Origin of the sequence: Celerinatantimonas marina (assembly GCF_046054165.1) — a bacterium.
Classification (GTDB): Bacteria; Pseudomonadota; Gammaproteobacteria; order Enterobacterales; family Celerinatantimonadaceae; genus Celerinatantimonas.
Genome location: NZ_JBFNXK010000021.1, coordinates 23594 through 44359, shown reverse-complemented (window position 1 = coordinate 44359; position 20766 = coordinate 23594). Strand labels below are relative to the sequence as shown.

Below are 20766 nucleotides of genomic sequence, written 5' to 3'. Positions count from 1 at the left end.
TCTTTTCATGGATGAGTTGATCCCGTTAGCCGAGAAACGGTGGCAGCAACTTTGTCAGGTTTATCCCGCTTTGGAGCAATATCAGGGGCAGAAAGCATTTATTGGCTTAAATCTGGCCCTGAGTGACTTTATTTTTGAGCAGAGTCTGCAATATCCGCAGTGGCTTGAGGAACTGCTCACCCCTTCCAAAACTTCCTTACCCAATTTATTGAATGCTGAGGCTTGGCACACGGCTTTAACCGGTCTGAATGATGCACAAGTAAAACAGTGGCTGCGGTTACGTCGTAATCGGATCATGCTGGAGATTGCCTGGTTAGAGCTGGGGCAGAAAATAGATATCCGACAATCTATGTTCTGGGTATCTCAGTTAGCGGACACCGCGATTAGTTGTGCTCTGGCATGGCTGACAGAGAAAGAGCGACCGACCTATGGCATTGCCTATGATCATCAGGGCAATCCCGTTTCACTGACGGTGCTGGCAATGGGCAAACTAGGTGGACAGGAGCTTAACTTTTCTTCCGATATTGATCTTATTTTTTGTTATCGAGACAACGGTGAAACTCAAGGGGGCCGGCGCTCACTAGCCAATCAGCAATATTTTATCCGACTTGGTCAGCAATTGATCCAGCTGTTAAGTCAGGTGACTGCCGATGGCTTTGTGTTCAGAGTCGATATGCGTTTACGTCCATTTGGTGAGTCGGGCCCATTGGCGGTAAGCTTTAATGCGATTGAAGATTACTATCAGAATCATGGCCGGGATTGGGAACGCTATGCAATGGTCAAAGTGCGCCCCATTCAAGCTGATCCGGAAGATGTTCAACGTCTTCAATCGTTATTAACTCCTTTTGTCTATCGTCGCTATATTGACTTTAGTGTGCTTGAATCACTTCGGCAGATGAAAGCGATGATCCGCGCCGAAGTCCGGCGGAAAAATTTATCCGGTAATATTAAATTGGGCCAAGGTGGAATTCGGGAAATCGAGTTTATTGTACAGGCGTTACAGCTGATCCGAGGTGGTCGACTACCGATGCTGCAACAAACGTCTTTACTTACGGCATTGGCGGTGTTTGATGAACAACATTTGTTAGACTCTGAGCAAATCCAGCAGTTACAGTGTGATTACTTGTTTTTAAGACAGGTCGAAAATATTCTTCAGGAATTGAAAGATCGGCAGACACAGCAACTCCCTCAGGACACGCTAAATCAGCAGCGATTGGCTTATGTGCTGGGTGACAGTGATTGGAAGGATTGTTTGCTGCGAATTCAACAGGTGTTGGAGAATGTCAGTGATCAGTTTGATGCGGTTATTGGGGATGAAGACAATAGCTTGCCGCCAGTAGAGGTTAGTTATCAACTGTTATGGCAGAATCTGACCCAAGGTATGGGACTATTGGAGTCCAGCGTCTTTTCTGAAGATTTCTGTCGGCAGTTAATATCATTTGAACAGGTTTCAAAACGCAGAATTGTGGGCGCGAAGGGGCGGGAAACGCTGGATCGGTTGATGCCGGTCTTTTTGCAGATGATCGCAGCTCATGCTCAGTCGGATATTTTAGCTCCCCGACTATTTGCATTACTGGAAGCTATTTTGTCCCGTAGCGCTTATTTACAGTTGCTGTTGGAAAATTCAGGGGCATTGCAGCAGTTATTTCGATTATGTGAGGCCAGTGCTCTGGTGGCCGAAAAACTGCAGATGTATCCGATGCTGCTGGATGAGTTACTCGATCCTCAGATTTTGTATCAGCCTGTTTCGGAATCGAGCTATCAGGCACAACTGAATACGTTCATGTTACGAATCGAGCCGGATGATCTAGAACAGCAGATGGAAGCGCTGCGGCAGTTTAAGCAAATTCAAATACTGCATATTGCCGCTTCGGATATCGTGGGAGCATTGCCCGTGATGAAGGTCAGTGATCATCTAACTGTTCTGGCTGAAGCGATCACCGGGAAAGTTGTGCAGTTGGCATGGCAACAGATGGTGCAGCGTTATGGCTATCCACAGGGAATAGCATCTGAGCAAAGTGAGACCGGTTTTGCCGTGATTGGATATGGTAAGTTGGGCGGGATTGAACTGGGGTATGGTTCTGATCTGGACTTAGTCTTTATGCATAATTGTGAAAGTTATGCACCGACAACGGGGCCGAAGCAGATTGATAGTAAACAGTTTTATCTACGTTTAGCGCAGCGGATCATGCATCTTTTTCAAGCCCGGACGGCATCGGGCATTCTCTATGAAGTCGATATGCGGCTGCGGCCATCTGGACAAGCTGGACTGCTGGTGACATCCGTAGATGCTTTTGAGGCTTATCAGCAGCAGAAAGCCTGGACTTGGGAACATCAGGCACTGGTTCGGGCTCGGGTTATTTATGGCGATGCTGAATTACAACAACGGTTTTCACGGATACGACATCAAATTCTAGCTACCGTACGAGATGTTAATTTGCTGCGGCAGGATGTTGTGACGATGCGGGATAAAATGCAGGCACATTTGGATCGTTCCAATGACTCGCAGGTTGACCTGAAGCAGTCTCGGGGCGGCATGGTGGATATCGAATTTATCGCTCAATTTTTGGTTTTGGCCTATGGATATCAGTTTGAGTCATTGACGCAGTGGTCGGATAACGTCCGGATTTTTGAGCAAGCACACCAAGCGGGGCTGCTGAGTGAATCCGAGCAACATCAGTTGACACAAACCTATCTGGATATCCGCAATCAGAGCCATCGCCTCGCCTTACAATGTCATAGCCGATTGATGGATCGATCGCAGTTGCAAGGACTCAATGATGAATTAGCTGCTGTGGCGAATTTATGGGCACATTGGTTGTGCCCATAGCGCGGTATCAGGGGGGATTTATTCGACCTCAGCTTGGACTAAGTGATGCTCCTAGCTCAGTATCACTCCAGTCTAGTACGGGTATTCTTCCCCTTCTGGACGTGATTTGAAGCGCCGGTGGATCCACATATATTCTGAAATTTGTTCCTTAATGGCGGTTTCAATATGCTGGTTGACTAATGTGGCATCCTGAATAGGATCGCCTGTTGGATAGTCCTTCGTAAATGGCTTGATGACAAGGGTGTAGCCCGGTTTATCGGTGTTGCGACGGGCATAGCTGATGATAGGGCGAACACCTCGGACTTTGGCCAGTGTAGCCGTTCCGGATACAGTTGCCGCATGGGGTTGGGCAAAGAAAGGTGCAAAGACGGAGGCCTTACGCCCATAGTCATGATCCGGTGCATACCAGAGCGCTTCCCCCTGATGAAGGGCTTTGATCATCCCCCGGACATCACTGCGATTAACCAGATAATGATTATTGCGGATTCTGGCCCGATGCTGAAAGTGTTCATAGACCGGGCTGGAGTTGGGGCGATAGACTCCGACGCCCGGATCGAGGGTGCCATACATACGGGCATGCCATTCCAGTGTATAAAAATGCATACTGATGATGAGAATTCCACCTTTGGGGTCTTTTTCACGCAATGATCGCAGATAATCTCCCCCTTCAACATGCATATATTTTGCAAAGCGTTTCTGAGACCAGAACCAAGCTGTCGCCGTGTCGACGATGGCTAAACCAAAATTTTCAAATGTTTCATTGAGCCAACATTGCCGCTGCTGGAGGGAGGCTTCCGGAAAACAGATCTTTAAATTTGTTTCAGCAATATGACGGCGAGATTTTAGCAGGTGCTTAGCCAAACGTCCCAAGTTTCGACCGAAACACCATGAAATTCGTGTAGGTAATAAACTAATAATGTATAAAAAAATAATGATCAGCCATGCGCCCCAATGTTGGGGGAGAAATGCGCGCCAGTTTAGACGTGGAGGAGCAGTAATTGCCATTGAACGACCAGTATCTTAAAGAAAATAAAAATTATGGGGCCCTATTGTAGAGGAATTTCAACTGCTTTCCAAAATCTCTATGGTACACTTGCATTATATTTATACTTATTGATTGAATGAATGAAAGGATTTCCCCGTGATGCAAGTAGAGCTTCCTGAATATGCATTGGCCCGGGTTCTGGTAGTGGGTGATGTGATGCTTGATCGCTATTGGCATGGAGCGACAGGACGGATATCACCAGAGGCACCAGTGCCTGTTGTTAACGTTAAGCGTAACGAAGAACGCCCGGGGGGCGCGGCTAACGTGGCATTGAATGTTGTTGCCTTAGGGGCTGGGTCAACGTTGATTGGCATGACGGGAGAAGATGAAGCGGCCGATGCGTTGAAGGCTCAGTTGGATGGTGTCGGTGTGGCTTGTGATTTCGCCAGTTATCGAGATTTCCCGACGATTACCAAGCTACGAGTGATGAGTCGTCACCAGCAATTGATCCGATTGGATTTTGAGGAAAATTTTCATGAGGTGGATGCCACACCGCTAGTGGCTAAATATCAGCAACATCTTCTTGGACATGATGTTGTGATCCTGTCGGATTATAACAAGGGGGCGTTGGCACAAGTTCAGTCCTTGATTCAGGCTGCTAAAGCTAGAAATTGTCCGGTGTTGGTTGATCCGAAAGGCACCAGTTTTGAAAAATACCGCGGTGCGACTTTGTTGACTCCGAATTATAGTGAATTTGAAGCGGTCGTAGGGCCATGTCTGAGTGAACAAGATATTGTCAACAAAGGGTTGGCATTAGTAGCAGAGCTGGAACTGTCTGCATTGCTTATCACCCGCAGTGAACATGGCATGACGCTGTTGCAGCCCGATCAGGAAGCACTGAACTTACCGGCACAAGCCAAAGAGGTTTTTGATGTGACTGGGGCGGGGGATACCGTGATCGCAACGCTAGCGTCGAGCTTAGCGGCCGGTAAATCATTGGCTCAGAGCTGCGCTTTAGCCAATGCGGCGGCGAGTATTGTGGTTGGCAAAATGGGAACCTCCACTGTGAATGCTCAGGAACTCGCTAAATTTATCTACGGTGATCATGAAAGTGGCTTTGGTGTGATCTCGCCGGAACGTTTAAAAGAGGCGGTCCGAATTGCGCAAAGCCGTGGTGAAAAAGTAGTGATGACCAATGGCTGTTTCGATATTTTACATGCCGGACATGTGTCTTATCTGACTAAAGCCAGACAGATGGGGGATCGGCTCATTGTTGCGGTCAATGATGATGATTCGGTACGTCGTTTAAAAGGTGAATCTCGCCCGGTTAATCCACTGGAACGACGAATGGCCGTTTTGTCAGGACTTGCGGCTGTTGATTGGGTAGTTAGTTTTAGTGAGGATACACCGCAACGCTTAATTGCAGATATTTTACCGGATTTGTTGGTGAAAGGCGGTGATTATCAAGTTCATGAGATTGCCGGGCATCAGGAAGTGTTGGCAAATGGTGGGGAAGTAAAAATTCTGAACTTTGAAGATGGTTGTTCAACGACGGCAATTATTGAAGCGATCAGAAAAGATCCGAAGGCTTAGGGCCGTTTAAGATTTAGAATTATTTGATGAAAAGGCCAGTGTAACTGGCCTTTTTTAGATGTATGGATGGCGCTAATGTTGTTCCGATAGTTTTTCAGGTGCGCTAGTACGATGTCTGAATTTGATTAGAAAAGCCACAATGCAGATCACTGCGATACCGAGTCCTACAGGGGTTGCAATGCTCATAGGTAAATTAAAACCGATGGTGGCATGGCAGAGGTAGGTAAATGTAACAGCGGTCATGAATGTGGCTGGAATGGTACAAATCCAGTGCAGTTTATCTTCTTTGGCCAGATAAGCGGCTGCGGCCCAGAGCATGATCATTGCGGTGGTCTGGTTCGCCCAGCCGAAATAGCGCCAAATCACACCGAATTGAGCCAGAGTGATCAAGTAACCCACGATAAACATGGGAATGGCAATCCAAAGTCGACGCACTAATGATTTTTGGGTGAGTTTCAAAAAGTCCGCAATAATTAACCGAGCGCTACGAAATGCAGTATCACCAGAGGTGATCGGTAAAATGACCACGCCTAAAATAGCCAAGATCCCACCGACACCTCCCAATAACGAGGTGGATACTTCATGGACAACTGCCGCAGGTCCGCCGTGAGCGAGAGTGGCGTTCAACGCATTCGTATCATGGTAGAAAGACAACCCCAGAGTGCACCAGATAAGAGCAATGATCCCTTCACCAATCATCGCGCCATAAAAAACAAAGCGTCCTGATTTTTCATTGGCCATACACCGAGCCATCAGTGGGGATTGGGTTGCATGAAATCCTGATACGGCCCCACAGGCAATAGTAATAAATAGCAATGGCCAAATTGGGAGATCTTTCGGATGTAAATTGGCGGCGAAATTCAGACCCTGATTATAAAAATGGTGATCACTGACGACCAGCCCAATCATTAATCCGACCGACATAAAAATCAATAAGGCACCAAAAATAGGGTAAAAGCGACCAATGATTTTGTCGATAGGAACGATGGTTGCGAGAATGTAGTAGGCAAAAATAATGGCGACCCAGATGGAAACTGGCAGACTCATCATATTGGCCAGTAGTTTAGCTGGCCCCAGGACAAAGACGACTCCAACGAGCAATAACAAGATCACGGCAAACAGGTTCATGAAATGTTTGGCAAAATTCCCCAGTTGATTGCCAACTACTGTGGGAACCGAAGCCCCATTAGCGCGGACGGATAACATTCCTGAGAAATAATCGTGAACAGCACCAGCGAAAATACTGCCCAGAACAATCCATAGCATGGCAACTGGGCCATAAAGTGCCCCCAGAATAGGACCGAAGATGGGGCCTAAACCTGCAATATTTAATAGCTGAACCAGAAAAATTTTTTTGTCAGACATCGTGACATAATCGACGCCATCGGCGAATTCAGTCGCTGGGGTCGGACGTTGTGGTTGGGGGCCGAATATGCGTTCGACCAGTTTCCCATAACTGAAATAGCCGACGATTAAGACGGCGACACAAAACAGGAACCAGAGCATGATGTTCTCCTTTCATCATTATAGTGTTCTATCCAGAATCAATTTAAACATGGATGGCGAGTCAGGTGATGGACGGATGCTTTTACTGGTGATATAGCCGGATGAAAGGTTCCAATTTGGGGGTAAGCGGTTCGAACAACGTGTGCCAATATCCTGTCGGCTCGTGTTTAAGGCAGTGCAAAGAGTTCTCGTAGTGTTTTTAAATAGCGTCGACTGACTGGAATTTGCGATTGACTGATGGTGGTGAGCAGAGCATGTCCGTCATCATTGATGGCAATAGCGTGGATGGCTCCCGGATTGATCAGATATTGGCGGTGGCAACGCACCAGCCCTAGTTGTTGTTCCAGAGCTTTTAGGGTGAGCTGGGTATGGTATTGTTGCTGACCATCAAAAATATGGACACCGCTCAAGTCGGAAAAAGCATATTCAACTGATTCACATCGGATCCATTGTTGTTGCTGATGACTAAAACAGGGCAGTAGTGTCAGGTGTTGATTTGAGGTTGGTTCGGGAGTGAGCTGTTGAGCCAGTCGATGCAGTGTTTTTTTTAGTCGTTCATCATCGATAGGTTTGAGTAGATAATCAAATGCCGCATCTTCAAAAGCCTGAAGTGCGTAATCTTCGTAAGCGGTGATCAATACAATAAATGGTCGTGGCTTTTGAGGGATAATTTTGAGTAAATCTAGACCGGTTAATTTAGGCATCTGGATATCGACAAACAGCACATCCGCGGCCAGATTGGGTAACTGGCTTAAACAGCTCACAGCATTGTCAAATTCCGCAATGATTTCAAAGCGATCATCCTGCTCTAATAGTATTTTTAATTCATCACGAGCGAGAGGCTCATCATCCACGATGACCGCTTTAAACATAACCACTCCTTGGTAATTGGATTCGTACTTTGGTTGATTGCTCCGGAAGGCAGTCAATAATAAGTCTAGCCTGTTCTCCATATTGATGTCGGAGTCGGGTCCGTACGATCGATAATCCTAAACCTTGTTCCGAACATGTTTCCGGTGATGGGGGATGATAGAGTCCGGCATTGTCTTCCACGATTAATTCAAAATGATCCGATTGCTCCTGAAGATAAAGTTTTAGATGGCCTGGTGTCAGAATTTGGCTGATCCCATGTTTAATTGCGTTTTCCACTAAAGGTTGCAGCGTAAAACTCGGGATTTGAAATTGCAGCCAAGCTTCGGGAATGTCGATGTCTACTTGCAATCGTTCACCGAATCGAGCTTGCTCAATATTCAAATAGGCTTGAATACAACGAAGTTCATCAATCAGCGGAACCTGTTCATAATGCTGCTTTAAACTGGTTCGCAAAAATAGAGCTAATTCTCCGATGAGTTTGCGGGCCTGAGGTGGATTTTTCCGAATAATAGCGGTGATGGTATTGAGGGCATTGAATAAGAAATGTGGATGGATTTGAGCCCTGACCAGTTTCAGTTTGGCCTGCGTGAGTAGCGCTTGTTGCTGTTGATAGCGGCTGGTCACCATCTGCTCTTCAATAATATGCGCGATGCCTTCTCCCAGTGTTCGATTGATGGTCAGAAACAACCGACGTTTGGATTCATAGAGTTTGACGGTACCAATGACTTCATCAGCGCAGCGCAGTGGAATGACTAAAACCGATCGCAGAGGACATTTTTCTGAACAGCTACACCGATAGATATGTTGCACACCATCGGCAAAGACAATGCTGTTCTCCTCAATTGCTTTGCGAGTTAATGCTGAAGTAATGGCCGTATTGGGCAGATGATGATCCGAACCGGTTCCCACAAATGCTAACACTTGTTCACGATTGGTAATGGCTACGGCGGCTACACCGGTTTCCTGATGAAGAATTTCAGCCATTTGTTGGGCGCTTTGTTGGGTGAGATCGGGGAGTACTCCCACGATGCGCTGGGCTAATTTGAGCGCTTTTTGTGAGTAACTTCGACTGAATTTATCGTGAAGTGATTTGCGATCGCTGATCATCATCATGAATAGACTTGCGCCAATGGGATTGGCGATGAGCATCGGTAAAGCGATCACTTTAACCAGCGCTAGAGCATCCGGATAAGGTTTGGCAAAGATTAATAGGATTAGCATTTGTAGGGCTTCAGCGGCAAAGGTGACGCTGAATACTAATAGTGGTGAAAAGAGTTCGTCGATTCGGCGATGATGATGACGGACTATCGCCTGAATAGAACCGGCTAATAATCCTTCACAAGTTGTTGAAATCGCACAGGCTAAAGCACTAAACCCTCCCAGGGAATAGCGGTGTAGTCCTGCTGTGAGTCCAACGGCAAAACCGACCACCGGACCGCCGAATAACCCACCTAAGACCGCGCCGATAGCTCGGGTATTGGCAATCGCATCATGGACGGGTTGTCCAAAATAAGTGCCCAATATGCATAGACCTGAAAATAACAGATAGACAAAAATACGATGGCTTAAACGAGGCGATAGATAAACAATAGGTGTAAATAATGGCGTTTTGCTGAGTAGATAGGCTCCTACTAAAAATAAACTCATCTGCTGAGCTAAAGAGATGATTAATGAATAGTCGGGTAAATGGGCCATCGCCATAACTTTTACATAACGTCTTTTGACAAAAGATTAACGACAGTATCCGAGAAAAAACCACGAATCAGCCACAAATTATTGGAAAGTTCGCAGGCGATGAATGATTGGGTCTTAAAACGCGATCTGAACTTGCAAATGCTGGGATCACTGGTATTGTGAGCTATCCTATCCATTTATTCATTTATACGTGGCTGATAATGCCAATACCAAGGAGTATAGAGGTTAGATGCAAACTGATTTGATCAATGATAAACATATCCAGTCTGAACAGGTCATGATCACACCTGCTGAATTGCGCGCTAAGCTTCCGCTATCTGCCGAAGCTGAAGCATTCGTACTGGAATCTCGTCAGACGATCGCTGATATTTGCCATAAACGTGATCCACGTTTTCTGGTGATTTGCGGTCCGTGTTCCATCCATGATTTGGATGCAGCTAAAGATTATGCTCGTCGTTTAAAAGCATTGCATGATCGATACCGAGACGAACTGTTTATCGTGATGCGAGTCTATTTTGAAAAACCTCGAACTACGGTGGGTTGGAAAGGGTTCATCAATGATCCTCACATGGACAATAGTTTTGATATTGAAACCGGAATGCACCGGGCGCGGGAGTTGTTGACCTGGATCGCCGAATTGGGATTACCCGCGGCAACTGAAGCGCTGGATCCGATTAGTCCTCAGTATTTGAATGAATTATTTAGTTGGTCGGCGATTGGTGCTCGGACCACCGAATCTCAGACGCATCGTGAAATGGCCAGTGGTTTGTCGATGCCGGTTGGGTTTAAAAATGGGACTGATGGCAATTTACAGACCGCGATTAATGCGATGCGTTCGGCTTCTGCAGCCCATCGGTTTATGGGGATCAATACTCAAGGCCAGGTGGCCTTGTTGCAAACTCATGGTAACCCGGATGGGCATGTGATTTTGCGCGGTGGTAAGCAGCCTAACTATGATTCTGTGAATGTGGCTCAGGCTGAAGACGCGATGCGAGAAGCGGGACTAGAGCCTTGTATGATCGTCGATTGTAGTCATGGTAACTCCAATAAGAACCATCGGTTGCAGCCGTTGGTGGCTTGGAATGTCGTCAATCAGATCCAAGAAGGTAATCGTTCGATTGTCGGATTGATGCTGGAAAGCAACATTAATGAAGGCAATCAGCCAAGTGAGTTGCCCGTTTCTGAACTTAAATATGGTGTCTCAGTGACAGATGCTTGTATTGACTGGCAAACGACCGAAAAAGTCATGGGTGAAATGTATCACGCGTTGAAAGGGCATTTAGCTCCTCGTGTGGAGAATCAAGATGAGTGATACTCATCCGCTCCAACCGTTACGAGACAAAATCGATGCGGTTGACCAGCAATTAATCACACTGTTATCGGAACGGCTGAAACTTGTGCGGCTGGTGGGGGAGATCAAAAGTGAGCATGGTCTGCCTATTTACGCGCCGGATCGAGAAGCGGCTATGTTGGCTAAGCGACGTCAGGAAGCTGAACAGGTCAATGTTTCAGGTCAGCTGATCGAAGATGTATTGCGGCGCGTCATGCGCGAATCGTATAGCAATGAGCATGAAAATGGCTTTAAGGCCGTTAATCCCAAAGCTGGCCCGATTGTCGTGATCGGGGGAAATGGCCAGTTAGGTGGCCTTTTTGTTCGGATGTTCCGTTTATCGGGGTATGAAGTTCGGATTTTAGAAGAGCAGGATTGGGAGCGCGCGGATCAGTTGCTTGACGGAGCCAGTGTGGTGGTGGTGTCGGTTCCGATCCACGTTACGGAATCCGTGATTCGTCAACTGAACCATCTTCCAGCCGATTGTATTTTGACGGATTTAACCAGTATTAAAGCCACGCCATTGCAAGTCATGCTCGAGGTGCATCCTGGCCCTGTAGTTGGTTTGCACCCGATGTTTGGCCCGGATGTCACCAGCTTTGCCAAGCAGGTTGTGGTTTACAGTGAAGGCCGTGGCCAAGAACAATACCAATGGTTGCTGGATCAGATCCAAATCTGGGGATCGCATTTATATGCGGCGCCTGCTGCGGAACATGATCATGCGATGTCGCTTATTCAGGCTTTGCGACATTTTACCTCGTTTGCTTATGGGGTTCATCTGGCGCAAGAAGCACCGGATCTGGAATTGTTATTGGATTTGAGCTCTCCTATTTATCGCTTGGAATTAGCAATGGTTGGCCGCCTGTTTGCACAAAGTCCAGAACTGTATGCCGATATCATTATGGCACAGAGTGATAATTTGAAGATGATCCGTCGTTATTACCATCGGTTCGGGCAAATGCTGGAAATGCTTGAGCGTCATGATAGCGAAGCTTTTATTGAAGAATTTCGGCGAGTGAGTGACTGGTTTGGTGATTATGCCGAGCAGTTTTTGCAAGAGAGTCGTAATTTGTTGGCTCAGGCGCATGATCAGCGCCATTACGCCGCTAAAAAATAATCCCTCCATGACAAGCCATCTGTATAGATGGCTTGCTTTTTATTCATAACAGTGTAAAATTTCGCGGCTTCAATTAGCGGGTGCTCCAGCAGGAGCAAACATTCAATATAAGAAATGAGGACGATATGGTTACCATTCGTTTACAACGTGGTGGCGCGAAAAAACGGCCATTTTATCAGGTTGTTGTAGCAGACAGCCGTAACGCTCGTAACGGTCGATTCATTGAAAACTTAGGTTTTTATAATCCGATCGCGAAAGGCGAAACAGAAAATCTTCGTGTAGATATGGAACGTGTTAAACACTGGATTAGCCAAGGTGCGACTGTTTCTGTTCGCGTAGAAAAATTGATCAAAGATGTTCAGGCTCAGGCTACTGCTTAAGCGTTGAACGAATTAAATAAGGTAAATGAGATGAGTCATCCGGAAGTTGTCATTGTAGGTCGCCTTGGTGCGGTTTATGGCATTAAGGGGTGGCTGAAAATCAACTCTTTTACTGAAGAGGCCGAAGCAATTTTTGACTATCCACATTGGTTAGTCGGGCAGGATGGGCAGTGGCGTGAAGTCGAAATGACAGATTGGCGCCGACATAATAGTTCCTTGATTGCCAAGTTGAAAGGTTATGATATCCGTGAACAGTCCCAGGCATTGACCGGGCAAGATATCGCAGTATTGGCAGCCGACCTTCCTGAATTAGCCGACGATGAATTTTATTGGCGTGATTTGTTAGGAATGCGAGTTGTGAACCGTCAGAATTATGATTTAGGTCAGGTGATCGATCTCATGGAGACGGGTTCTAACGATGTATTGGTTGTACAGGCAAACCTGAAAGATGCTTTCGGTAAAAAAGAACGGCTAATTCCGTTTATTGAGTCACAAATGATCGATCAGATTGATCGTGAGGCTCAAGTGATTACAGTGGATTGGGACCCTGGTTTTTAGGTTTCCTGATGAATGACAAATTACCTTCGCTCTGGATCGGTGTTATTAGCTTATTTCCAGAGATGTTTGATGCGATAACCCAGTATGGGGTTACGGGGCGAGCGATAAAGCACGGTTTACTGGAGCTACATCGTTGGAATCCTCGTGATTTTACCCACGATCGTCATCGAACTGTCGATGATCGGCCTTATGGGGGCGGTCCTGGCATGTTAATGATGGTTCAGCCGTTGCGGGATGCGATTCATGCTGCAAAATCGGCTGCCGGGGAAGGTGCTCGGGTTATTTATTTGTCGCCTCAAGGGCAAACTTTTAGTCAAGCCAATGCGGCTCAGCTGGCAAAATCTGAAAAATTGATTTTTTTGGCGGGTCGTTATGAAGGGATTGATGAGCGGGTAATTCGCTCTGAAGTCGATGAAGAATGGTCAGTTGGAGATTATGTCCTAAGTGGCGGAGAATTGCCTGCCATGGTCATGATCGATGCGATAGCCCGATTGGTTCCGGGTGTTTTAGGCGATAAGCTTTCAGCGGAACAGGATTCTTTTTCGAATGGCCTTCTTGATTGTCCACATTACACGCGTCCGGAAATTCTGGATGGTGAGGCAGTACCTGAGGTATTGCTAAGTGGCAATCATCAAGCGATTGCGCGTTGGCGGGAACAACAATCACTGGGACGGACTTACCAGAGACGACCAGAGTTATTAAAGCTTCTAGCTCTGACTGACGAACAGCAGCGATTGCTTGCTGAGTATATTCGTGACAATAACGAGTAAACACACGACAGTTTCAGTTACTACTAGGATAAAGAGATTATGAGTAATATCATCAAAGCGCTCGAAGAAGAGCAAATGAAAAAAGATGTTCCTGCATTTTCTGCAGGTGACACCCTTGTCGTTCAGATCAAAGTTAAAGAAGGTGATCGCGAACGTTTGCAGGCTTTTGAAGGCGTTGTAATTGCAAAACGTAACCGTGGTTTACACTCTTCATTCACCGTTCGTAAAATTTCAAGTGGTGAAGGTGTTGAACGTGTATTCCAGACTCACAGCCCGTTAATTGAAAGCATTGCTGTGAAACGTCGTGGTGACGTTCGCCGTGCGAAAATCTACTACCTGCGTAATCTGTCAGGTAAAAAAGCTCGTATTAAAGAAAAACTGGATAAAAAATAAGATTTTTATCAGCCAATATGAGTTTGGAAGCCCGGTGTTCACCGGGCTTTTTCGATCTGAGAAGAGCACTCTCACTGATGAGGCCTGTGGGGCTGAGTCAGCATGACACGCATTCAGAATATAAAATTTCAAAGTGATAACACGGTAAGCAGAGCTCAAAAAGGGAGACAAGATCAAAACCACTTCCGGCCTGTCGAATGTTGCGGATCAATCTTGTCTGCAACATTCGACAGCCTTTGGATGTTAACAATAAAACCACGGGGTACGTCGAAAGTTTTATTTTAACTGGTGTTATAAGAAGCGAATATCTGTCAATGGGTTACGGTAATCACAGAGTTTTCTTCTCCGTATAGATTGGGGCAGTAGGCATCTGCATTCCAGTCATTTTCGAAATATTCTTTTCCTGAGGCATCACAGAGCTTATAGCGGAATTGGTAACTGCTTTGTTGATCTGTTGGTAATTTTACGACGATTTTAAATTTACCATTTTTCATATGATCTAATTCAACGGGTTCCCATTGATTAAATTCCCCAAGCAAAAATATTCTAGATGCATTATTAGCGGCCTCTTTGCTCACTTCAAATGTGACGCGAACTTCAGGCTTCGACTTAAGATACTGCTTTTTCAATGCCATTGTTATAGCTCCTTTGTCAGACGAATTATTCCATATAGCGTAAATTAAGTTTTGTTCAAATTATGATATTGGTCAATAGTCTTCAGATTTATTTCAGAAATAGTATGACAATAGCTGCTTAGTAAACTCTCTTCGTAAATAGAATCCTCGGGGGAGCGTATCAATAAGTTGTCCGTTTTTACCATAGGCTTTGGTTCTGACCCGACTATTAGCGGCTTTGGGGCGAAGTTGCAATGCAACCCCATGGCGGGCGGTAACCTGTTCAACCTGACCAAAGGCAATAATCTCCATGAGTTCTTCCCAATCTTGGCGCAAGATTGCTTCTTGCTGCGCGGATGGTGTCCATAAAATGGCCGTTCCGACCATCCGCTGTTCAAGTGGGATAGTTCGCTCCGCTAGAATCGGGATCCATAACACTCGAGAAAGTTTGTTGCGGACACTACTGGTTTGCCAAGTTTCTCCCTGACTGTAAAGTAAAGGTGCCATGCAGACATAGGTACTCTCCAGCGGGATCCCTTCACGATCAACGGGGAGTGATTTGAGTTCAATACCCAGCTGAGGAAAGTCTTGTTCCGGTTTACTTCCGGCGCTCGCTCCCAGCCATAGCTCGATGAGTTGTCCGCTCCAGCCTTTCTCTTTGCGTAGATTTTTAGGTAGAGCCACCCCTAATCGGGATGCGATATCGACGAGTGTCAGCCCAGCCATATTTTGACAGCGAGCGAGTAATTCGGTGATGGAAGCAGGTGATGTCATGTTCTCGGCATTGGGTTATCAACGATCTGGTAATTATTGTACAGCAGTGAAGCCTCATTCGGCAGTGTCCTGTGATATTTCTTTTACCTATAAAAAGTGCATATAAAACAGAGGATTGAAGGTGACTGGTGGATAAGATTTTTATCGTGTAGCAGTCGTGCACGGGTTATGCCCGTTCACTCAGAGTGATCCCACAGACTTATCCACAACTTTGATGAATAACCTTCACCTGAGACTAATGCAGAGTGATATAGAAGAAAATATCATTAAAAAATGTGGATTAAATCCAAAAAATTTTAAATAGTATGTTTTTCGAACACTCATTCAAGAGAAGTCTTATCCCTGACTAATTAGGCTGAAGATGTAAAAATAAAATATTTAAAATCATATAGTTAATCTATAATATATGAGGCATTCAGCTAATTATTATGCACAGCATAAAACTTATTTGTGAGTAACTGATAGGTTATCAAAAGGTTTATCCACAGATTTTTTGGAAAAGTGATCCTTGAGCTGTTGAGCGTTGTGTAAATAATCCGCGATAGAACGATAGAGTTCATATTTCTCTTGGAATCGACATGATTTGGTTTGCTGCCTCAAAAGTTATGTGAAAGAATCAAATCATAAGTAAGGTTTAACTGAAGGTATTTCAGTGATTGATGGTGATGGGTATCGTCCGAATGTTGGCATCATCATTTGTAACAAACGTGGACAGGTGCTTTGGGCGCGTCGATTCGGCCAGCACTCTTGGCAGTTCCCTCAGGGAGGTGTGAATGACGGTGAAAATCCGGAACAAGCTATGTTTCGGGAGCTATTTGAGGAAGTCGGTTTAAAAAAAGACGACGTTCGGATTCTCGCTATTAGCCGGCATTGGTTGCGTTACAAATTGCCAAAACGATTGGTGCGCTGGGAAAGTAAACCCGTGTGCCTGGGTCAAAAGCAAAAATGGTTTTTAGTTCGTTTAGAGAGTAATGAGTCTAATATCTGTTTTGACAGCTGTGGACATCCTGAATTCGATGACTGGCGATGGGTCAGTTATTGGTATCCAGTCCGACAGGTCGTTTCGTTTAAACGAGATGTCTATCGTCGGGCTCTGAAAGAGTTTGCCCCATTATTAATGGGGCATCCGGTCAAAGAGCGCAGTAATAGTACCCGGCGAAAACGAAAACGGCGTAACTCTCGTTCATCCTGAATGATGTTATCAGTTGATAGATTTATGGTGAGGAATTACGGTGCTAGCAGAGTTACGCCGGATTGTTGAAAAAGTAAGTCAGGCTGCTTCGTTTGATGCGGCCATGCAACTTTTGGTTGGAGAAATTCGGCTCACGATGCAGGTGGATTGTTGTTCTGTTTATCAGGCCGATAGTGAAAAACAGCAGCTGTTACTTCGTGCAACGGATGGCTTGGCTCAAGCTGCGGTGGGTCATGCTCGTATTCATTTTGATGAAGGGGTTGTCGGGTTAGTCGCTAGGCGACAAGAGCCAATTAATCTGGCCGACGTCCATCACCATCCCAGTTTTAAGTATCTCCCTGAGGCTGAGGAAGATTCATTTCGTTCCTTTTTAGGGACTCCGATCATTTATCGGCGTCAGTTAATCGGAGTTCTGGTGGTGCAACAATCCCAGATCCGTTCGTTCAGTGACGCTGAAGAAGCTTTTTTAGTGACGCTATCCGCTCATCTTTCAGCCGTTCTCAGCCAAGCTGAAGCGGCTGAAGCGACTCATACTTCCCCTGATGTTCCTAAAGACGCCATCAAAGGTATTGCAGGATCGCCTGGGATCGCGATGGCTAATGGCTGGGTTTTTCAGTCTCCGGGCGAGTTAGGTGAGCTGGAACTGGAAACAACGACTCAAATCGACGATGAATTAGGACTGATAGAGCATGCACTCAGCTGTACATTGGGTGATATTCATCAGATGTCTCAGCGCCTTGGTAATGATTTGCCCAGAGATGTGTTGTCCATCTTCGAAGTCTATAAAGGCATGATCAATGATGCGGGTTTTGTCAAATCATTACGGCTGAAGATTAAACAAGGGTATACCGCGATTAGCGCACTGCAATTGGTTCGAGATGAATATTTGAGTCAGTTTGAAGCGTTAAGTGATAGCTACTTAAGAGAACGAGCTGTTGATTTAAAGGATTTGTGTCAACGGTTGTTAACCCATCTTATTCAGCCTCAGTGGTGTCAGGCTCCGGATCGTAACTTTGTTTTAATTGCCGATGAAGTGACGGCAACGATGTTGGGCGATTTGCCGCGAGAGCGGTTGAAAGGGATTATTTCCAAGCAAGGGGCGAGTAATTCGCATGCGGCGATTCTGGCCCGGGCGCTTGGGATCCCGGCGGTTCTCGGTATCTCCGTCGATTTGAATTTACTATTGCATCGGGATTTGATTGTCGACGGGCATAATGGCCGTATTTTTGTTGAACCGGATTATATTTTGCGTCAGGAATACCGGCAACTTTTGCGTCAGGAACGGGTTCTGGTGGCTCAGATTAATCAGGATATTGAACAACCCGCCTGCACATTGGATCATGTACATATTGAATTATTAATTAATGCTGGTTTAAGTGCCGATGCCGATATGGCACAGCGAGTTGCCGATGGGGTGGGCTTGTATCGCACTGAAGTCCCCTTTCTGATGCAGAACCGTTTTCCTTCGGAAGCGGAACAATATCAGAGTTATTTACGCATGCTGAGTAGCTATAAGAATAAACCGGTCTGCATGCGGACTCTGGATATCGGTGGCGATAAGCAGCTCCCTTATTTTCCAATTCATGAAGAGAATCCATTTTTAGGATGGCGAGGGATCCGGATGACATTGGATCACCCGGATATTTTTTTAGTGCAATGTCGTGCCATGTATCGGGCGGCGTTGATCCATCCGAATTTATCCATGATGTTACCGATGATCAGTTCCTTGCAAGAGGTTGATCATGCTCGGCAATTAATGGACCGGGCTTGGCAGGAAGTCACTGAAGAGTTACCTAATCGTAATGAGCACCAGTGTCCCCCATTGGGGGTGATGATCGAGGTGCCTTCCGCGCTCTTTATTCTGCCTGAACTGGCGAAGCGAGTCGATTTCTGGTCGGTTGGAACCAATGATCTCACTCAATATTTGTTGGCTGTGGATCGTAATAATACCCGGGTCTCCGGTTTGTATTCGACTTATCATCCGGCGGTTATTCGAGCGCTTGATCATGTAATTCGACAAGGCCAGCAGTTTGGTATCCCGGTGAGTGTTTGTGGTGAAATGGCCGGAGAACCTTTTGGCTGCCTAATTTTATTGGCGCTGGGGTATCAACATCTAAGTATGAGTAGTTTTAATCTGGCAAAAATTAAATATCTGATTCGGCGAGTCAATATCAACGATATCAAACAATTTAGAGAGCCATTGCTGGCTGCAGAAAATGCGGAGCAAATATTAGCGCTACTCAATGAATATTTAACCTCACAGGATTTGATCCATCTGGTTCGGATGAACTCTCAAGATGCATAACTTGTGTTCTGGTCGTTATACTTGCACAATGCGGCGGTATTTTTCCTAAATAATCATGCAAGGGGTCTTTGTGACAACACCCATTCAATTTCCTCATCTTGATCCGATTGCCTTTCATATTGGTCCTTTAAGTGTTCATTGGTACGGTTTGATGTACCTTGTTGGCTTTATGGGGGCGTTGTTTATTGCGAATCGTTACGCGGATCGCAGCGATAATGACTGGACACGCCCACAGGTGAGTGATCTGCTGTTTTATAGCTTTTTAGGTGTGATCCTCGGTGGGCGGATTGGCTATGTGTTGTTTTATCAGTTGGATTTATTTGTGCATAATCCGCTGTATATCTTTAAAGTCTGGCAAGGGGGCATGTCATTTCATGGCGGTCTGATTGGTATGATTTTAGCGATGCTCTATTTTGCTCGTAAAACGCACCGGCATTTTTTCATCGTGGCTGATTTTGTCGCTCCTCTTGTTCCCTTTGGGCTCGCTGCGGGGCGTATCGGTAATTTTATTAACGGGGAGTTGTGGGGGCGAGTGACGACGATGCCTTGGGGGATTGTGTACCCTGATGCGGGTCCTTTACCGCGACATCCTTCTGAGTTATACGAGTTTTTTTTAGAAGGTATCGTATTACTCGTGATTCTGGCTTGTTATCGTAAACGTCGTCCACCAATGGGGGCTGTCTCGGCCGCATTTTTACTAGGGTATGGATGTTTTCGGTTCTTTGTTGAGTTTTTCCGCCAACCGGATCCTCAGTTAGGATTTTTGTTCTTCGGAACGACGATGGGGCAACTGCTATCACTCCCGATGATTGTGATTGGATTACTCATCCTGATCTGGGCTTATCGGCGTGCGGCTTCATCTTCTGTTCGTTAATCAGAGAAAACTCTGTCAAGTCGTTGCAATATGGCTGATGAGAGTCTCTTTAACCACCGCCTCGTGCGGTGGTTATATCGATATTTAAGCTGAAAACGGATACTTAATCGGTGGGTGCGATTGATAACCCGTGACTTCGAAATCATCAGGCGTAACCCATGTTTCAATATCATCAAGTGATTTGATGTCCGGATTAATATGGAGTTGTGGCAAAGGAAATGGTTTCCGTTTCAGTTGTACGTCTCGGAGTAGTTCGAGTTGATCTTCATAAATATGACAGTTCACTAACTTATGGTAGGCTCGTTTTGCATTTTTCCCAGTGATTTGAGCAACCAGCGCTAGTAGCGTATAGACTTGTACCTGATTAAAGTTAAGCCCTAATGGAACATCACAGCTGCGCTGATAGGAGGTCAGATATAGATCGTCTCCTAGTAGCGAGAATGTGTGGGTATGCATGCAGGGGCGCAGACATCCGAGGTGGAATTCTCCCGGATTGTAAAACGATAAAATTTCGCCTCGGTCATCAATCCCCCGGCTGAGGTTATCAATGAGTTTTTTGAGTTGATCGACGTGCCCGCCATCGGGTTTAGCCCAACGACGTCCCTGAACGCCATAGACGCGCCCCATATCATCTTCGCCTTTACGATTGGGATTATCCAACCAAGCCTGAGTTTCGTTGGCATTCGCATTCCAGGTATTACAGCCAATTGCACGAAATTGTGCCGCATTGTCATAACCTCGCATATAGCCGAGTAGTTCAGCAATGGCTGTTTTGAAGTAACTTTTACGGGTTGTAATGAGCGGGAATTGCTGATGTTCAACATCATATTCTAATGATGCATCGATGACCGTGAGGCAGCGTTTCCCAGTTCGCTTATTTTCAATCCATACTCCATCATCAATAATTCGCTGACAGAGATCTAAGTATTGTTTCATCTGAATTCCAGTAATTGATTAAGGCATATTTGCCCGATGGT

Annotated in this window: 18 protein-coding genes; 11 read left to right on the top strand and 7 right to left on the bottom strand. The window is 45.8% G+C overall.

The window, feature by feature from the left end; all coding sequences use genetic code 11:
* The first annotated feature begins 7 nt into the window (after nucleotides 1-7).
* Nucleotides 8-2830, top strand: a complete 2823-nt coding sequence (gene glnE / locus ABUE20_RS17775; RefSeq protein WP_408621299.1) for a bifunctional [glutamate--ammonia ligase]-adenylyl-L-tyrosine phosphorylase/[glutamate--ammonia-ligase] adenylyltransferase — start codon at nucleotides 8-10, stop codon at nucleotides 2828-2830.
* Between the two features lie 72 nt (nucleotides 2831-2902).
* Here glnE and lpxL read toward each other — a convergent pair whose 3' ends face one another.
* Nucleotides 2903-3835: an LpxL/LpxP family Kdo(2)-lipid IV(A) lauroyl/palmitoleoyl acyltransferase gene (lpxL, locus tag ABUE20_RS17770; protein WP_408621298.1), complete on the bottom strand. Its 933-nt coding sequence runs from the start codon at nucleotides 3833-3835 to the stop codon at nucleotides 2903-2905.
* A 139-nt stretch (nucleotides 3836-3974) separates the two neighbouring features.
* On the opposite strand from lpxL, the gene hldE reads away from it, so the two are divergent.
* Complete coding sequence (gene hldE, locus ABUE20_RS17765) at nucleotides 3975-5408, top strand: bifunctional D-glycero-beta-D-manno-heptose-7-phosphate kinase/D-glycero-beta-D-manno-heptose 1-phosphate adenylyltransferase HldE (protein WP_408621322.1); 1434 nt, start codon at nucleotides 3975-3977, stop codon at nucleotides 5406-5408.
* A 72-nt stretch (nucleotides 5409-5480) separates the two neighbouring features.
* Here hldE and ABUE20_RS17760 read toward each other — a convergent pair whose 3' ends face one another.
* From ABUE20_RS17760 to ABUE20_RS17750, 3 genes are all read right to left on the bottom strand, one after another.
* Nucleotides 5481-6914, bottom strand: coding sequence for a carbon starvation CstA family protein (locus tag ABUE20_RS17760; RefSeq protein WP_408621297.1), 1434 nt, complete (start codon nucleotides 6912-6914; stop codon nucleotides 5481-5483).
* Nucleotides 6915-7081: 167 nt separating this feature from the next.
* A complete protein-coding gene (gene btsR / locus ABUE20_RS17755) occupies nucleotides 7082-7786 on the bottom strand; it encodes a two-component system response regulator BtsR (RefSeq protein WP_408621296.1) in 705 nt (234 codons plus the stop codon).
* The gene (locus ABUE20_RS17750) at nucleotides 7779-9482 is read right to left on the bottom strand and encodes a LytS/YhcK type 5TM receptor domain-containing protein (protein ID WP_408621295.1); all 1704 of its coding nucleotides are present in this window, start codon (nucleotides 9480-9482) and stop codon (nucleotides 7779-7781) included. The genes btsR and ABUE20_RS17750 overlap by 8 nt, the downstream gene beginning before the upstream one ends.
* A gap of 229 nt (nucleotides 9483-9711) precedes the next feature.
* On the opposite strand from ABUE20_RS17750, the gene ABUE20_RS17745 reads away from it, so the two are divergent.
* The 6 genes from ABUE20_RS17745 to rplS all read left to right on the top strand — a co-directional run bounded on the left by ABUE20_RS17745 (nucleotide 9712) and on the right by rplS (nucleotide 14030).
* Nucleotides 9712-10794: a 3-deoxy-7-phosphoheptulonate synthase gene (locus ABUE20_RS17745; RefSeq protein ID WP_408621294.1), complete on the top strand. Its 1083-nt coding sequence runs from the start codon at nucleotides 9712-9714 to the stop codon at nucleotides 10792-10794.
* Complete coding sequence (gene tyrA / locus ABUE20_RS17740) at nucleotides 10787-11929, top strand: bifunctional chorismate mutase/prephenate dehydrogenase (protein ID WP_408621293.1); 1143 nt, start codon at nucleotides 10787-10789, stop codon at nucleotides 11927-11929. The genes ABUE20_RS17745 and tyrA overlap by 8 nt, the downstream gene beginning before the upstream one ends.
* Before the next feature lie 125 nt (nucleotides 11930-12054).
* Nucleotides 12055-12309 carry a 30S ribosomal protein S16 gene (rpsP, locus tag ABUE20_RS17735; RefSeq protein ID WP_408621292.1) on the top strand — a complete coding sequence of 85 codons (255 nt, stop codon included), beginning with the start codon at nucleotides 12055-12057 and terminating at the stop codon, nucleotides 12307-12309.
* Between the two features lie 30 nt (nucleotides 12310-12339).
* A complete protein-coding gene (rimM, locus tag ABUE20_RS17730; RefSeq protein ID WP_408621291.1) occupies nucleotides 12340-12867 on the top strand; it encodes a ribosome maturation factor RimM in 528 nt (175 codons plus the stop codon).
* Nucleotides 12868-12875: 8 nt separating this feature from the next.
* Complete coding sequence (trmD, locus tag ABUE20_RS17725) at nucleotides 12876-13637, top strand: tRNA (guanosine(37)-N1)-methyltransferase TrmD (protein ID WP_408621290.1); 762 nt, start codon at nucleotides 12876-12878, stop codon at nucleotides 13635-13637.
* Nucleotides 13638-13676: 39 nt separating this feature from the next.
* Complete coding sequence (rplS, locus tag ABUE20_RS17720; RefSeq protein WP_408621289.1) at nucleotides 13677-14030, top strand: 50S ribosomal protein L19; 354 nt, start codon at nucleotides 13677-13679, stop codon at nucleotides 14028-14030.
* A 311-nt stretch (nucleotides 14031-14341) separates the two neighbouring features.
* Here the strand turns inward: rplS and ABUE20_RS17715 are convergent, their stop codons facing one another.
* Together ABUE20_RS17715 and mutH are read right to left on the bottom strand one after the other, a co-directional pair.
* A complete protein-coding gene (locus ABUE20_RS17715) occupies nucleotides 14342-14665 on the bottom strand; it encodes an isoamylase early set domain-containing protein (protein WP_408621288.1) in 324 nt (107 codons plus the stop codon).
* A gap of 93 nt (nucleotides 14666-14758) precedes the next feature.
* Nucleotides 14759-15418 (bottom strand): DNA mismatch repair endonuclease MutH, encoded by a 660-nt coding sequence (gene mutH, locus ABUE20_RS17710; protein ID WP_408621287.1) that lies wholly within the window; start codon nucleotides 15416-15418, stop codon nucleotides 14759-14761.
* A gap of 652 nt (nucleotides 15419-16070) precedes the next feature.
* Between mutH and rppH the strand changes: the two genes are divergently transcribed.
* Genes rppH through lgt form a run of 3 tightly spaced genes read left to right on the top strand, consistent with a single transcriptional unit; the run spans nucleotide 16071 to nucleotide 19789 of the window.
* Nucleotides 16071-16610, top strand: a complete 540-nt coding sequence (gene rppH / locus ABUE20_RS17705; RefSeq protein ID WP_408621286.1) for an RNA pyrophosphohydrolase — start codon at nucleotides 16071-16073, stop codon at nucleotides 16608-16610.
* Between the two features lie 40 nt (nucleotides 16611-16650).
* Nucleotides 16651-18915, top strand: coding sequence for a phosphoenolpyruvate--protein phosphotransferase (gene ptsP / locus ABUE20_RS17700; protein WP_408621285.1), 2265 nt, complete (start codon nucleotides 16651-16653; stop codon nucleotides 18913-18915).
* A gap of 55 nt (nucleotides 18916-18970) precedes the next feature.
* A complete protein-coding gene (gene lgt / locus ABUE20_RS17695) occupies nucleotides 18971-19789 on the top strand; it encodes a prolipoprotein diacylglyceryl transferase (RefSeq protein ID WP_408621284.1) in 819 nt (272 codons plus the stop codon).
* Nucleotides 19790-19873: 84 nt separating this feature from the next.
* On the opposite strand, the gene ABUE20_RS17690 is transcribed toward lgt, so the two are convergent.
* Entirely contained in the window at nucleotides 19874-20725 is an 852-nt protein-coding gene (locus ABUE20_RS17690) for a thymidylate synthase (protein WP_408621283.1), read from the bottom strand.
* Between the last annotated feature and the right edge of the window lie 41 nt (nucleotides 20726-20766).

What these genes read in the sequence shown, in the direction of transcription:
- glnE (WP_408621299.1), top strand. Translation starts at nt 8, where the DNA reads ATGGATGAGTTGATCCCGTTAGCCGAGAAACGGTGGCAGCAACTTTGT.
- lpxL (WP_408621298.1), bottom strand. Translation starts at nt 3,835, where the DNA reads ATGGCAATTACTGCTCCTCCACGTCTAAACTGGCGCGCATTTCTCCCC.
- hldE (WP_408621322.1), top strand. Translation starts at nt 3,975, where the DNA reads ATGCAAGTAGAGCTTCCTGAATATGCATTGGCCCGGGTTCTGGTAGTG.
- ABUE20_RS17760 (WP_408621297.1), bottom strand. Translation starts at nt 6,914, where the DNA reads ATGCTCTGGTTCCTGTTTTGTGTCGCCGTCTTAATCGTCGGCTATTTC.
- btsR (WP_408621296.1), bottom strand. Translation starts at nt 7,786, where the DNA reads ATGTTTAAAGCGGTCATCGTGGATGATGAGCCTCTCGCTCGTGATGAA.
- ABUE20_RS17750 (WP_408621295.1), bottom strand. Translation starts at nt 9,482, where the DNA reads ATGGCCCATTTACCCGACTATTCATTAATCATCTCTTTAGCTCAGCAG.
- ABUE20_RS17745 (WP_408621294.1), top strand. Translation starts at nt 9,712, where the DNA reads ATGCAAACTGATTTGATCAATGATAAACATATCCAGTCTGAACAGGTC.
- tyrA (WP_408621293.1), top strand. Translation starts at nt 10,787, where the DNA reads ATGAGTGATACTCATCCGCTCCAACCGTTACGAGACAAAATCGATGCG.
- rpsP (WP_408621292.1), top strand. Translation starts at nt 12,055, where the DNA reads ATGGTTACCATTCGTTTACAACGTGGTGGCGCGAAAAAACGGCCATTT.
- rimM (WP_408621291.1), top strand. Translation starts at nt 12,340, where the DNA reads ATGAGTCATCCGGAAGTTGTCATTGTAGGTCGCCTTGGTGCGGTTTAT.
- trmD (WP_408621290.1), top strand. Translation starts at nt 12,876, where the DNA reads ATGAATGACAAATTACCTTCGCTCTGGATCGGTGTTATTAGCTTATTT.
- rplS (WP_408621289.1), top strand. Translation starts at nt 13,677, where the DNA reads ATGAGTAATATCATCAAAGCGCTCGAAGAAGAGCAAATGAAAAAAGAT.
- ABUE20_RS17715 (WP_408621288.1), bottom strand. Translation starts at nt 14,665, where the DNA reads ATGGCATTGAAAAAGCAGTATCTTAAGTCGAAGCCTGAAGTTCGCGTC.
- mutH (WP_408621287.1), bottom strand. Translation starts at nt 15,418, where the DNA reads ATGACATCACCTGCTTCCATCACCGAATTACTCGCTCGCTGTCAAAAT.
- lgt (WP_408621284.1), top strand. Translation starts at nt 18,971, where the DNA reads ATGCAAGGGGTCTTTGTGACAACACCCATTCAATTTCCTCATCTTGAT.
- ABUE20_RS17690 (WP_408621283.1), bottom strand. Translation starts at nt 20,725, where the DNA reads ATGAAACAATACTTAGATCTCTGTCAGCGAATTATTGATGATGGAGTA.